The 14004-nt window shown below is 72.5% G+C and carries 6 protein-coding genes; 1 reads left to right on the top strand and 5 read right to left on the bottom strand.

Features of this window, described 5'->3' with window-relative positions:
• Positions 1 to 3: 3 nt before the first annotated feature.
• From ACIO9K_RS23305 to ACIO9K_RS23295, 3 genes are all read right to left on the bottom strand, one after another.
• Entirely contained in the window at positions 4 to 1359 is a 1356-nt protein-coding gene (locus tag ACIO9K_RS23305; protein WP_363618758.1) for an ABC transporter substrate-binding protein, read from the bottom strand.
• A 165-nt stretch (positions 1360 to 1524) separates the two neighbouring features.
• On the bottom strand, positions 1525 to 2715 hold the full coding sequence (locus ACIO9K_RS23300; protein WP_400332630.1) for an ROK family transcriptional regulator: 1191 nt from the start codon (positions 2713 to 2715) through the stop codon (positions 1525 to 1527).
• 233 nt (positions 2716 to 2948) lie between these two features.
• On the bottom strand, positions 2949 to 4130 hold the full coding sequence (locus ACIO9K_RS23295) for a mechanosensitive ion channel family protein (protein ID WP_400332628.1): 1182 nt from the start codon (positions 4128 to 4130) through the stop codon (positions 2949 to 2951).
• 436 nt (positions 4131 to 4566) lie between these two features.
• Here ACIO9K_RS23295 and ACIO9K_RS23290 point away from each other — a divergent pair, with 436 nt between their 5' ends.
• Positions 4567 to 5211, top strand: a complete 645-nt coding sequence (locus tag ACIO9K_RS23290) for an HNH endonuclease (protein WP_363580364.1) — start codon at positions 4567 to 4569, stop codon at positions 5209 to 5211.
• A 112-nt stretch (positions 5212 to 5323) separates the two neighbouring features.
• Here ACIO9K_RS23290 and ACIO9K_RS23285 read toward each other — a convergent pair whose 3' ends face one another.
• Positions 5324 to 9328: a beta-N-acetylglucosaminidase domain-containing protein gene (locus tag ACIO9K_RS23285; RefSeq protein ID WP_400332625.1), complete on the bottom strand. Its 4005-nt coding sequence runs from the start codon at positions 9326 to 9328 to the stop codon at positions 5324 to 5326.
• Between the two features lie 199 nt (positions 9329 to 9527).
• Positions 9528 to 13871, bottom strand: a complete 4344-nt coding sequence (locus tag ACIO9K_RS23280; protein WP_400332623.1) for a ricin-type beta-trefoil lectin domain protein — start codon at positions 13869 to 13871, stop codon at positions 9528 to 9530.
• Positions 13872 to 14004 lie beyond the last annotated feature (133 nt).

Genomic DNA, 14004 nt, shown 5'->3' with positions numbered 1-14004 from the left:
CCGCTACTTCGCCTGGGCGATGGCGGCGTCGATCTCCTTGGCGGTGGCCGCGAGGCCGGCCGCGAGATCGGGCTGCTTGCCGGACTCGTAGTCGTAGCCGAGGTTCTGCAGGGAGGCGATGTAGCCGCTGCCGTTGACGGCCGCCGGGGTGGTGCCCGAGTGCTGGTTCTTGGCGACGTCGATGAAGGTCTTGAAGTTCGGGTCGTTCGTCAGCTTCGGCGAGTTGAGCGCGTCGAAGGTGCTGGGCACGTTGTGGATCGCGTTGGCGAAGCTGACCACCGCGTCGGTGTCGGTGGTCAGGTACTTGACCAGCTCCCAGGCCGCGGCCTGCTTCTTGCTGCTGCTGGCGATGCCGACGATGGTGCCGGTCTGGTAGCCGCGGCCGTAGGTGTCGGCCTGGTCGTCCGGGACGGGGAACGCGGCGGTGGCCCAGTCGAAGTCGGGCTTGTTCTCGGCGAGGGCGGCGGTGCGCCACTCGCCGTCGATGGCCATCGCGACCTGGCCGGTGAGGAAGGGGTTCTTGGCGCTGAACTCCTCGCCGAAGGTGGCGCGGTACTTCTCCAGCTTGGTGTAGCCGCCGAGCTGGTCGACCATGCCCTTCTGCCACTTGAGCATCGCGGCGACCTTCGGGTCGGTGGCGATGTTCGACTTGCCGTCGGCACCGAAGTAGGTCGGGCCGTACTGGCCCAGGAAGTGCTCGGTGGTCGACTCGTAGCCGTGGTACAGCGGCATGAAGCCGAGCTGCTTGTAGCCGTCGCCGTCCGCGAGGGTCAGCCTCTTGGCGTCCTCGGCGAACTCGCTGAAGGTCTTCGGCGGGTTGGCGATGCCCGCGTCGGCGAAGGCCTTCTTGTTGTAGTAGAGGCCGTAGGCGTCGCCGAGCAGCGGCAGCGAGCACTGGTTGCCCTGGAACTGCGTGTAGTTGAGCATCGCGGCCGGGAAGGTCTTGACCGGGTCGATGCCGCTCTTCTGCAGCAGTGGCTTGAGGTCGGTGAACGCCTTGGTCGAACAGAACATGCCGACGTTGTTGGTGGTGAAGGAGGAGACCACGTCCGGCGCGTCGTCGCCGCCGGCCCGCAGGGCCTGGTTGACCTTGTCGTCCGCGATGTTGTCCACGGCCTTGACGTGGATGTTGGGGTGGGCCTTCTCGAAGGCGGCGATGTTGTCGTTGATCGCCTTCACCTCGTTGTCCTGGCTCCAGCCGTGCCAGAAGGTGATGGTGACGTCCTTGCCGCTGGCCGAGTCGTCGCTGCCGCTGCTCTCGCTGCTGCCGGTGCAGGCGGTGGCGAGCAGGGCCAGGACGGCGGTGCCGGTGACGGCGGCGATCGTGCGACGGCCTCTGCGGGAGGTGGTGGAGTGCACTTCGAGGTCCTCCTGGGGGTGCGCGGGCAGGCGTCATTGCCTCGGGGCCCGCGTTCGGGGGTTGGGAGAGGTGGGTGCAGGGTGCGTGCGGGGTGACGGGCGACCGGGGAGCGTCGGTGGGTGGGCGTCTGTGAGCGTCGGTGGGCGGCTGTCAGTGGGTGGCTGTCAGTGGGTGGAGAAGACCGCCTCGCGGGCGTCCGCCAGCGCGCGTTGCAGGGCGCCGAGCAGGACGGGCGAGCCGGGCAGGGCACTGCTGCGGACCTCGGGCCGGGCGATGGAGAGCCTGGCCAGTTCGTCCTCGACGAGGGCGCGCAGGCGTTCGCCGCCCGCGGTGGGCACCGCGCCGGAGAGGACCACCAGCTGGGGGTCGACGACGGCGACGATCGCGGCCAGTCCGACGGCGAGCCGGCCGGCCAGTTCGACGAGGAAGGCGTCGCCGGCGCCCGGGGTCTCCAGGGCCTTGGCGATCGACTCCTCGGCGGTGGGCGCGCCGAGCCCGTGTTCGCGGGCCAGGGTCCGGACGGCGGGTGTGCCGACCAGCTCCTGGAACCCGCCGAACTTGCGGCGGCGCACGTCCCGCGCGACCGGTGAGCCGGGCACCGGCATGTAGCCGACCTCCCCGGCGCCGCCGGTGAAGCCGCGGTGCAGCCGGCCGGCGATGACGATCGCGGCGCCGGTGCCCGCACCGGCCCAGAGCAGGACGAAGTCCTCGGAGCCCCGCGCCGCGCCGGAGGCCTGTTCGGCGACGGCGGCGAGGTTCACGTCGTTCTCGATCGACACGGGCGCGCCGATCGCCTCGGACAGCTCCTCGACCAGCCGCGGCGAGTGCCAGCCGGGCAGGTGGGAGGCGTAGCGCAGCTTGCCGGTGACCGGGTCGGGGGCGCCGCCGACGCCGATCGCGGCGGTGCGCAGGCTGCCCGCGGCCAGTCCGGCGGCGCGGACGGTCTCGGCGACGGCGGCGGCGACCTTGGCGACGGTCTCGGCGGCCGGCACGCCCTTGGTCGGCACGGCGTGCTCGGCCAGCGTGAAGCCGGTGATGTCGGCGACGGCGACTCTGATCTCGCTGTTGGTGACGTCCAGCCCGGCGACGTGGCCGGCGGCCGGATTCACCTCGTACAGCTGCGCGTTGGGGCCGGGGCCGCCGGCGGTGGTGCCGACCGGCAGGACCAGTCCGGCCGCCTCCAGGCGGGCCAGCAGCTGGGAGGCGGTGGGCTTGGAGAGGCCGGTCAGGGTGCCGATCTGGGTGCGGGAGAGCGGGCCGTTCTCCAGCAGCAGTTCGAGGGCGGCGCGGTCGTTGATGGCGCGCAGCAGGCTGGGGGTGCCGGCGAGGGGGGCCTTGGCGGTGGTCTTGGTCACGCGCGAAATCCTCCTCTTCCGGCTGGTGGGGGGAGCGACGAGGGTGAACCCGCCGGTTCGGGGAGCCGAACTGTTAGGAAAGTTTCCAGTCGCTTGGGAAGGACCGTACGGGCCCCGTCAGCGGGGTGTCAATGGTCCGTGGCCCGGAGGATGCCGAAGCGTTACCGGGCAGCACGAAGCCCCGTTCCCAGGGGTCTTGGGAACGGGGCTTCGTGCTGCCGGGCCTGGGGGCCCTACGGCTTGGCGAGGTCGTCGGCCGGCCTCGGCGCCGGTATCGGCTCGGTCGCCCGGTACCGGGGCGAGGTCGGGTCGGACAGCGCGGACGGCGGTGCCGGCTCGGTCGCGGGGGAGATCACCACCCCGGTCGCGGGGGCCGCCGTCGCCGCGGCGGCCACCGGCGCGGCCTCCTCCTTGACCTTGATCCCGGCCTGGTCGAAGGCCGTCTTCAGGCGCTGGCGCAGCGCCCGGGACACCGTCGGCGCCTTGCCCGGCGCGGTCCGCGCCTCGATCCGCACCATCACCGAGTCCGCCGCGACCGACTCCACGCCCAGGACGGACACCGGCGCCCAGACCAGCTCGTCGTACGGCGACTCCTTGGACAGCGCCTCGGCCGTCTCCTGGATCAGGTCCTCGACCCGCAGCAGGTCCTCCTTGTACCCGACCTGCACGTCCACCGAGGCGGTCGACCAGCCCTGGCTCATGTTGGCGATCCGCTTCACCTCGCCGTTGCGGATGTACCAGATCTCGCCGTTGGCCCCGCGCAGCTTGGTCACCCGCAGGCCGACCTCCAGCACCGTGCCGGCGGCCACTCCGGTGTCGATCTCGTCGCCGACGCCGTACTGGTCCTCCATGATCATGAAGACCCCGGAGAGGAAGTCCGTCACCAGGTTGCGGGCGCCGAAACCGATCGCCACACCGGCCACACCGGCGCTGGCCAGCAGCGGCGCCAGGTTCACGCCCAGCGCGGACAGCACCATCAGCGCGGCCGTGCCCAGGATGGAGAACGACGCCACGCTGCGCAGCACCGAGCCGATCGCCTCCGACCGCTGCTGGCGCCGCTCCGGGTTCACCACCCCGGTGTTGGCCAGCAGCCCGCCGAGCCGGCTCTCCTCGTGGTGGTCGTGCGAGCGCGCCATCCGCGTGATCAGCTGGGTGATCAGCTTGCGCACCACGGCGCGCAGCACCAGGGCCAGCAGCACGATGAAGACGATCCGCACCCCGCCGGCCAGCCAGCCCTGCCAGTGCGTGTCGAACCAACTGGCGGCCTGCTTGGTGGTGTCGCTGACCTCCTGCGCGCTGGTCGGGATTCTCAGGTCCAGCTGCGGCAGCTGCGGCGCGGTCGGGCTGGGCGCCGGTGTCGGAGTGGAGAGCGTCGAGGACGCGTCGGCGATACCGGTGGCGCCGGAGCGGAACACGTGCGGGCCTTCCTGCAAGGGGTGGTGGCGGGCCCGCGCCGCGGCACGCGGCCCGCGGACCGTCCGCCTCAGCCTAACCGGCGCCGAACACCCGACCGGACACGCCGAAGGGCGTACGGAGCAACACGAACGCCCCGTCAGCGCACCGGTGCGCTCCCCCGGACGACGGGGTCGACCGCTGCTCCGACCGGCCGAGCGCTCCCCCGGGAGGGCCACGGGCGGCACCCCGGGGGCACCCGGGTGCAACCCGACCTTCCCCAGGGCATACCGGCTATGACAGAGGCCACACCCGAAGTTCACACCAGGTCCGTTACACAGGAGTGGTGGCGCCGTACAAAGGCGTAAGGCGACACTGGGGGAGATCGCGCACCAGTTGTGCGATCCAACCGCTCGTCCCGGCGCGAGCCACGCGCCGCAGGCGTCCAAGGAGGCATCCGTGCCGCATGTCCTGGTCCTCAACGCGTCCTACGAGCCACTCGGCGTCGTATCGATGCGCCGCGCACTCATCCTGGTCCTCAACCACAAGGCGGTCAGCCTGGAGGACTCGGAAGTCACTCTGCACAGCGCCACCAGCGCCCTCCCGGCGCCGTCCGTCGTCCGCCTGACCCGCTTCGTCCGGGTCCCGTTCTGCGGGCCCGTCCCGCTCACCCGCCGGGCGCTGTTCGCCCGTGACCACGGCCGCTGCGTCTACTGCGGGGCCGCCGCCACCAGCGTCGACCACGTCATCCCGCGCAGCCGGGGCGGCCAGCACCGGTGGGACAACGTGGTGGCGGCCTGCCGCCGCTGCAACCACACCAAGGCCGACCGCCACCTCACCGAACTCGGCTGGCGGATGAAGCGCCCACCGGCCCCGCCCAGCGGCCTCGCCTGGCGGATCATCGGCACCGGCATCAAGGACCCGCGCTGGCGCCCCTACCTGGAGCCGTACGGCGGCTCCGACCAGCTGCGCGCCCCGCAATGGGGCGAGTACGAGCACCACGACCATACCGAGCAGGGCCTCCCCGTCCCGCTCGGCCGGGCGCACTCGGCCCACTCCGCCCCCGTCCGCCGCGGTGAGCAGCCCGAACCGCTCTCCGCCTGACCCCGCTCCACAAGGGCCAGCCCGTCATACCGTCGGTACGCCTCATGGGCCGCCGCGCCCCCCACCGGGGAGCACGGCGGCCCGCCGCGTTGTCCGGCGGGGGAGGCGGCGGCTACTGCTTCGGCGGCGGTGTCCCGCCCGTCGTCCCGCCCGCCGGGGGTGTGGCCGGGGACGTGGCCGGGGTGCTCGGAGCGGTCGGGGCCGTGGTCGGGGCCGTGGGCGCGGTGGTGGTGCCGCCGCCCGGCTGGGCCGGGGGGACGGCCGGCGGCTGCGACGGGGCGGGCGGGGTGACGGCGTACAGCTCGACGCCCCACAGCGAGTAGCCGTACTTGTTGGCCCGGGCCACGCCCTGCACCCGGAGGAACCGGGCGTCCGGCGCGTCGAAGCGCACGGTCTCGTCGCCGCCCTTGCCGTTGTCCACCGTCGCCGCGTCGGTCCAGGTGGTGCCGTCCGCCGAGACCTGGAGCCTGTAGGCGGCGGCGTACGCGGCCTGCCAGTGCAGCACCGCCGCGCCCAGGTGGGCCGCCTGCGGAAGTTCCAGCTGCACCCAGGCGTCGTCCTTGGCGGGGGAGGACCAGCGGGTCTTCGGGTCACCGTCGGTGACCGCCGAGGCGGGGAAGTTCGGCGTCTCGTCGCCCGAGGAGGAGGCCTTCGCGCCGAGCGCCAGGTCCGGACCGCTGGTCGGCGGCACCACGTGCACCTGGAGCACCTGCTTCACGGTGGTGGCGCCGGCCACGAACTCCACCGGCACCTGGTACGTCCCGAACGGCGTCCCGGGAGCGGCGCTGACCAGCAGCGGCACGCCGATGCGGCCGCCGCGCGGCACGGTCACCCCGGCCGCCGGGGTCACGGTCAGGCCCTTGGCCGCGGCCGGCACCTCGGTGCGCAGCTCGCCGCTGGTCCCCTCGGGGCGGCCGGCCTCGACGGTGGCCCGGGCCTGGGCGGGCGCGGCGGCGCCGGCCACCACGTCCAGGGTCGGGTCGGACAGGCTGAGCCGGGCCGCCGGGACGTCCGCGTACCAGGGGATCACCTGGTTGACCACCGGAGGGTCGCCGCCCGGCTTCCAGGTCAGCCGGAACGCGTCGGCGGCCTGCCCGCCGGCCGGCAGCTCGTTGTAGCCGGGCTGCACGGTGCCGATGTCCGTCCAGCCGCCGTCCGAGCGACGCACCGAGACGGTGGCGGTGGCGTGCACGCCCGGGTCGGTGAGCACGGTGAGCCGGTCGAGCGGGCGGGCGGCGCCCAGTTCGACGGTGAGCGGCTCGTCCTGCGCGGTGGGCGCCTTGGCGGCCCGGTACGCGGTGTCCGGATTGCCGTCCAGCACCGCGGACGCCGAGGAGCCGGGCAGCGCGGCGGGGCCGCCGGTGACGCTGGCGGGGGCGTCGTCGGGCGCGGTGACGGTGAACTCGCGCACCGCGACGGCGGTCTTCTGGGCGGCGGTGGCCCGCAGCCGCACGGCCCGCACCACCGAGCCGGCCGGCAGCTTGGCGCTGACCGACTTCTGGTTCTTGACCACGGCGAGCTGCTTCCAGCCGCCCTCGCCGGTGCTGTACTCCAGCACGCCGTCGTGGAGGTAGTCGTCGACCGCGCTCCGGCCGTCCGGCCCGTTGCCCCAGGAGCCCATCAGCACGGTGACGGCGCCGACCGGGCGCCCGCCGCCGAGGTCGACGCCGACCGCGTCGCCGGGCTGCGGGGGAGCGGAGCTCCAGTAGAACGTGTCGGCCACGCCGTCGGTCATCAGCGCGGGCAGGTGGTCGTGCGCGGTGCCCATGGTGGTGGTCGGGGTGATCCCGCCTCCGGCCACCCCGGCCCAGTTGTCGGCGGCCCCGACGGCCCGCTCCAGGAACGGGTCGAGCACGCCCGCGCCGATCGTGGCCGGGTTCTGCGCGAGCTGCTCGCGCAGCCGGTTCAGCTCCACCCGGGCCTTCCAGGCGGCCGCGCCGTCGCCGCCGTGCTGGGCCAGCAGCATGTCCAGCGCGGACTGCCCGGCCAGCCCGTAGTCGTGCAGCGGGGCGAGCCAGGGCGCGGCCTCGGCGGCGAGCTGGGCGGTGGCCTGGGTGCCGGCGAGGGTCTGCTGGGCGGTGGCCATCGCGGCGAAGGCGTCCCGCAGGGGCGCGGCGGCCTCTATCAGCTTGGCGAGGTCCGACGCGGTGCCCGAGGTGGGCTCGGCGGCGGCCCAGAACCGGTCGAGCAGAGGCGTCAGGTAGCCGGACTCCTGCTTGGACAGCGGCGAGGAGGAGCTGTTGCCGGCCAGCGCGGTGACCGCGGACAGGGCGGTGCCGGCGGGCGTGCTGCCGGCACCGGTCGGGCCGGCGAGCGAGCGCACCGCGGCCTGCCAGGAGTCCTCCGGCCGGTAGCCGGCCGGGTTCCAGGCGAAGTCGCCGGCCGTGGCGAGGGCGATCCGGGAGGCCACCGGCTGCTGCATGGCACCGGTGAGCATCACCGCCGAGCGGGTGGCCACCTCCGGTTCGCGCCCGGTGTAGGCGCCGAGGAAGAGCCGGTCCGGGCTGGCGTCGTTGACCGGGTAGTTGTCCATGGTGACCAGCGGGTGGCCGTACAGGTCGCCGGTCTCGGCGGCCTGGTCGCCGGTGATCTTCTCCGGGATCACCCCGCCCCCGCTCCAGGCCACCTGCACGCCGTCCGGCAGCGCCGCGGCCAGCGCCTTGCGGTACGGCGTGACGCCCTGCTTGTGGTACTCGGTGGGCACCACGGACAGCGGCGCCAGGCCCGGGTTGCGCGCAATCAGCCGGTCCCGCACCTTGGTCACCAGCGCGGCCTGCGCCTTGGCGGCCGCGGCCGGGCCGGTGCCGTAGGTGTCGCGGTCGTCGCCGCAGTGCCACTCGTCGTAGCTGACGTCCAGGAACTGGAGCTGGAAGGCGGTGAAGCCGAGCTTGCGCAGCCCGTCCAGCTTGGCCACCAGCGCGTTCACGTCCTTGCCGGAGCTGAAGCAGAGGGACTGCCCCGGGTCGATCGCGTAGCCGAGCGTGACGTGGTTGCGCCGGGCCGCGGCGCCCAGTTCGCGCAGCTCGTCGGCCTGGGCGGCGGGGTAGGCGTCGCGCCAGCGGGAGAGCCGGAACGGGTCGTCACCGGGGGCGTAGAGGTAGAAGTTCTGCTTGGAGCGGCCGAGGAAGTCCACCTGGTCGAGCCGCTGCTGCGCGGTCCACGGGCTGCCGTAGAACGCCTCCGCGGTGCCGCGCACCGGCGCGCCGCTCGGCCAGTCCCGCAGCGTGATCCCGGGCAGGCCCAGCCCGGCGGCGCCCGGCGCCTGCCCCTGCCCGGCCGGGACGGCGGCGAGCAGCTGGCGCAGGCTCTGCACGGCGTAGAAGGTGCCCGACGCGTCCGCGCCCGCCAGCACCACCGCGCCGTACGTCCCGCCGCCCCGGGCCGGCAGCTGACCGACCGACAGCACGTACCCCCCGGCCGGCATGCCCGCGGTCGAGGGGGCGGCGCCGTCCTTGCCGCCGGCCGCGGCGGACAGCGCGCGCAGCGTCCGGTCCGTCCCGCCGCCGGCGGCCTCGGCCGGTCCGCCGACGTACACCACCAGCGACCCGGCGGCCGGCGCGTCGGCGTCCGGCTCCGGGGTCACGGTCGTCGCCCCGGCGATCTCCAGCACCTCCCGGACGGCGTCCAACGCCCCCAGGTCCGCGTCCGGCGCCGGCACCAGCGTCACCGCGGCCGGCACCGCGACCGGCTTGCCGGCCACCGTCTGCTCCTGCGGGCGCGGGAACACCTGCGGGTTCGTCATGCTCCCCAGCGGCGTCTGCGGCGCGCTGTTCACGACCTCCGGCCCCGCCGACGCCGCGTACGCCGCCGACGGCACCGGCCCGGCCAGCAGCCCGCCGACCACCGCCGCCGCCGCGACCCCCGCCGCGATCTGCAGCGTCCGCCGCCCCGGCCGCCCCGCCGCCCGCCGGGCCCGCTCCGCCCGCCCCGACGCCAGCAGCGGTTCCGTCCCCTTGAGGCCGGCGATCAGCCGGTCCGCCGTCCTGGGCGCCAGTTGACGGCACGTCCGCGCCGTGGCCCGCCGCGCCGCCAGCGCCGCCGGGTGGTGCAGCACCTCCCGCAACGCCGCACTCCGCTCCAACCGCTGCCGCAGCCGCCGCCCGGCCACAACGGACACTCGGGCTTCCACAGGAGCCTCCTCGCCAGGCCTGGACCACATCGCCGCAACCCCACCAGCTACCCAACCCGGTGTCAACGCGGCCGCCCGCTATGCCTGGTCTGCCCCGGTTCATCCCCTGATCGAGCCACCCCGGAGACACCTCGGGCCCGCCTCGCCTTGGCGAGGCGGGCCCTGTCGTGCACTCAGGACGTGGAGGTCAGGAGCGCGGGGGAGCGGGCAGCACGGCCGTCCGCAGGGTCGGGACGCTCCACTGCTGGGACTCCTTGAAGTGGCAGTCGTACAGCTGGAGCTGGTTGCCGTTCACGGCCTGCCACCCCGGGAGGTCCAGGCAGCGGCCCGAGAACGGGTGGTACAGCGCGTTGTTGGCCAGCGGAATCCACTTCTGCGGGTCCGTGCCGTCGCAGACGTGGTACTCCATCTTCGTGTAGTTGTCCTTGCCGGCGTTCACCGGCGCCATGCAGCCGCCCAGCACGCGGACGGTGCCGTCGTTGCCGAGCGAGAACTGCTGCGAGGTGTCACCGTGGCAGCCCCACAACTGGATCGCGGCGCCGTTGGCGGTACCGAAGCCGTTGTCGTCGATGCACATGTTCGCGTCGACGCCCGACCGGATGACACCACTGGTGCCGGGCGCGGTGGGAGCCACCGCGAAGGGGTAGACGGCGGTGCTGCTGATGCTGCCGTCGAAGGACGGGCTCGGCTGGTCGTTCTGCTTGTAGCGGCCCAGTACGAACGGGCCGGACGGTGCGGAGCTCTCGGCGGCCGAGTGGTAGCCCGTTCCGGCGAGAACCCCGTCCACGTACAGCGACATCAGCCCGGTTTTGCTGTTGTACGAGGCCGTGAGCTGGGTCCAGACGCCGACTCGGGAGTTCACGTTCGCGTTGGTGGTGCTCGTGTAGTGGAACGGCCATCCGCCGCCGTCGGCCCAGCTCAGCGCGAACCGCCAGGCCCCGGTGCCGCCGTCGTTGTAGAGCATGAAGTCGGCGGCGTGGTTTGCGGTCTGGGCGGCGACGACGCCGCCTGCCGAGCCGGACTTCACCCAGGTCGAGACGGTGAAGCTCTTACGGGTGTCGACCACCGGACCCTGCGTGGTGATGTTCGAGCCGTTGCCCGGGCTGAAGCCCGCGACCGTGGTGCCCTTCCCGCCCACGTTGTCCCAGCCCCAGCCGACGCCGGAGGCGGTGCCGTTGGCCTTGCCCTGGCCGTCCTTGACGGTGTTGCCGCCGTCGGGCGCGGCCAGCCAGTTGGCGATCGGGCGGTCGAGGTTGCCGAGGACGACCGGATCCTTCTCCAGACCGGTCACCGTGGGCCCGCTGTTGACGTCGGACGCCTTGGTGCCGATGCCAGCCCAGGCGACCAACTGGTTGTTGGTGTCGACGGCCCAGAGGTCCGGCACGCCGTCACCGGTGACATCGCCGTTGGAGCCGACCTTCGGGTACAGCCTGTGGTCGACCCCGTTGGCCAGCCATCCCTTGGTGGGGTCGGTGAACCCGGAGCTGTCGAAGGTGTCCGGAATGCTGCCCTTGGCCAACTGGTAGGCGTGGATGGTTCCGTCGTTCCTGGACCGGCTCCACAGCGTGGGTACGTTCGTGCCCTTGGTCGGGCCGGGCGTGATCAGGTCGTAGGAGTCCCAGGCCTGGCTCTGCGACAGCAGGACGGCTGGCCCATCGAGGGTCTTGGCGCTGGACGACATGGCGAGCCACAGCCGGCTGCCCTCGACGAAGAGCAGGGAGGAACGGGGTAGCCCGTACAGTCCCGTCCCCTTCTTGACGGCGGTGTCGCCGGTGGGCGACCCGAACGCCGCGATCTGGGTGACCCCGGCCCAGGTGTCCTTGTTGCCGTAGTCGGTGCAGGTGATCGACGTGCCGTCGGCCAGGTAACAGTCCCTGGACTTGGACAGCGCCACCGCGCTCTGTCCGTCCAGGTGGGCGGCGATGTAGTCGTTGGCGTACAGGTACAGCGAGTCGGCGCCGGGCGCGTGTGCGATCAGGTCGTCGACGTTCTGCTCGCTGAACGAACCCCGGTGCGTGGTCTGGACGGTGCTCCAGCCGGCGGTGCCGGGGGCGGAGACGGGCTTGGCGTTCGGGGCCGCGTACGGGTCGGCGTTCGCCCCGATCATGCGCAGGGCGCCGGTGCCGTCCGGCAGCAGGACGTCGGCCTTGTTGTCGGCGTCGATGTCACCCATGATCGGCGCGGGGCCGTCGGGGTTGCTCGGAACGTAGTAGGTGTAGGCGACCGGCTGTGACATGTTGCCGGCGTTGTCCTGCGTCTGCAGGTAGAGGAAGTTGGTCCCCCAGTGCCAGGGGGTGTACTCCAGTTGGAAGCTGCCGTCGCCGTTCATCTTGACGACGTTTCCGCCGTCGGTGCAGTTCCACCCGGTGGCCGCGGCCTGGACGGGGTCCGTGGTCCACCGGGCGCAGGCCAGGCCGGAGGAGCGGCCGCCGGTGGTCGGGGCAGGGTCGGTGCCGGTCAGGGTGAAGACACCCTTCTGGCCGACGAGCTTCGGGTGGCCGCCGAGCGTGCCGGACTCGGGGAAGTCCGTCGAGGTGACGCGGGCGGTCGGCGGGGTCCGGTCGATGCGCAGGAAGCACATCTGGCTGTTGTCGCTGGTGAGCGTCCCGTCGGTGGTGGCGGCGAACCAACCGTACTGGTGACCATCGATCAGCGAGCCGACGTTCACGTTCTTGCGGCCCCACCCCGATGTCCAGCCGGTCTCGTAGAGCTTCGAGGAACCGTTGTCGTCGTCGTCCCAGATCTTGAACGTGGTCCAGAGTTGCTCGTCGGTCGGCGACCAGGTGTCCACGCTCAGGTTGATGTCGGTGTTGATGCCGAGCCAGCCTGGGTTGTCCCACGGGTGGGCGGTGCCGGGAGTCTGGCACTGGTCGTAGGCCGCGTCCCGGGCGAATCCCGGGGTCGGGCTGATGACCGGGGTGCCGATGCGAGGCGTGAAGTCGTAGGTGACGACGATGTGCGGGTTGTTGGCGAACCGCTGGCGGTAGAACTTGTAGTTCTCGTTGTCGGGCGCGAACAGGAAGGTCCAGCCGCTCCAGTGCTCGCGCGCCGCCTGCGCCATCTGGCTGTAGACGTTGAACTCGATGCCGCCGGCCCCCTTCATCCAGGTCATGCCGACCTTGGAGCAGTTCGACAGCTCAGGGCAGGGCTGTGCCTCCCAACGAGTCCACTGGTTGATCGGGTTGCTGGTGCCCGACCCGGTCGAGTAGAGGCCCATCGGTGTGGAGGTGGAAGGGCTCGACGACTGCGCGACGGTGGCGTAGAGCGTGGCGCTCTGTACGGTCGAATCCCAGAACGCCGAGTTCAGACCGACCTGGAAGTAGGCCCGCTCGCGGCCCTCCTTCTCGCAGCGGTTGGCCGCGTCGATGTACCCGCAGTAGCCGGCCGCGGGCTTGTCCTGGCCGTACTGGGTGCCGTTGTACTCCGGGGTCCTGGGGTAGGCCTCCTGGACCTGCGCCCAGGCCTGGGCGCCGTTGTCGACGCTGGGGTTCCAACCCGGGTCGAGGTACCAGGGGCCGGTGCCCTGATCGAGCACCGAGGCGTCCGGCACCAGGTCGATGCCGCTGCCACTCACGCTGGTGGCCATCGGCGCCGTCCTGGCGTTGACACCGGGCCCCTTGCTGCTGGACTCGACCGGTATCGGCGTGTTGTCTGCGGGGGCCGCTGCGGCGGCCTTGCCCTGGGCTCCGGTCTGGGGCGCCGCAGCGGGTGTGGGTGCGGTCGCTGGGGTGGAGTCCCACATCGCCGGTGCCGGAGCGGTGAAGCGAGGCTTGCCGGACACGTCCTCGGCCGTCAGGTTGCCGACGGCATCCGCCTTGACCGTCAACCCGTCGGCGACGATGTTCAGGTGCAGGTTCTTGATCTTCGGGTTGGTCGCGGCCTGGGCGGTGCGGACGATCAGGACCTGGCGCCAGCCGCCGGCGGTGGTGGCGCTCATCTCCAGATCGACGTCGGGCAGGACGGAGCGGTAGAGCGCGCTGTTCCCGTTGATCTCCGGCTTCGGCAGGTCGAACGGGGCCTTGAGTGACAGTTTCTTGCCGTCTGCTGTCGCCATGGTGGCCAGCGGTCCGCTGCCGCCGCCGGAGAGGGTCAGGGCGGAGGGGACGGCCGTCGGCGCGAGTGTGCCGTCCGGGTTGGTCCGGAGGGTCGCGTCCACGGCACGCCAGGTGCCGTCGGCGTTCTTGACCCGCTCCGCGACCGAGGTGGAGTCGCTGGTCAGTGTGCCGTCCGGGTCGGCGGAGGTCTGGCTGCTGCCCGTGGTCAGTGCGTCGACGATGACGGGCTTGCCGGTGCTCTTCGCCTTGACCTGGGCCGCTCGTATCGCCTCGGCCTGGGCCGACCGAGCGTCGGTCGGGCCGCCCTTGGCCGGAGGTGCCGGATGGGATGGCCAGGAGGTGTCGGCGGGGCCGTGGTTGCGGTCGGGAGGAGCCGCGAACGCGATGCTCGGCGCGGCCAGCAGGCTGGCACCGAGGGAGAGCGCGGCCGTGCAGGCGAGCGGGAGAAAGGCTGCGCCGAATGTCCGGCTTTTCATAGTTCGCTTGGAAGCTGAAAGGGATGGAGGTTGTGGCCTCGGCATGAAGAACCTGTCGTCTTTGGTGATGCGAGTAGAGGTCATCCGCACGCTGCCTTCACGCCTGTTCGACTGTCAAAGCATTTTGTCGACA

It is taken from the genome of Kitasatospora sp. NPDC087271 (genome assembly GCF_044744605.1).
GTDB lineage: Bacteria > Actinomycetota > Actinomycetes > Streptomycetales > Streptomycetaceae > Kitasatospora.
The sequence above is the reverse complement of the archived record's forward strand: the minus strand, read 5'-3'. Positions and strand labels throughout refer to the sequence as shown.

Bases quoted from the DNA above. Each gene is read 5' to 3' on its own strand.
- ACIO9K_RS23280 (WP_400332623.1), bottom strand. From the start codon at position 13,871: ATGAAAAGCCGGACATTCGGCGCAGCCTTTCTCCCGCTCGCCTGCACG.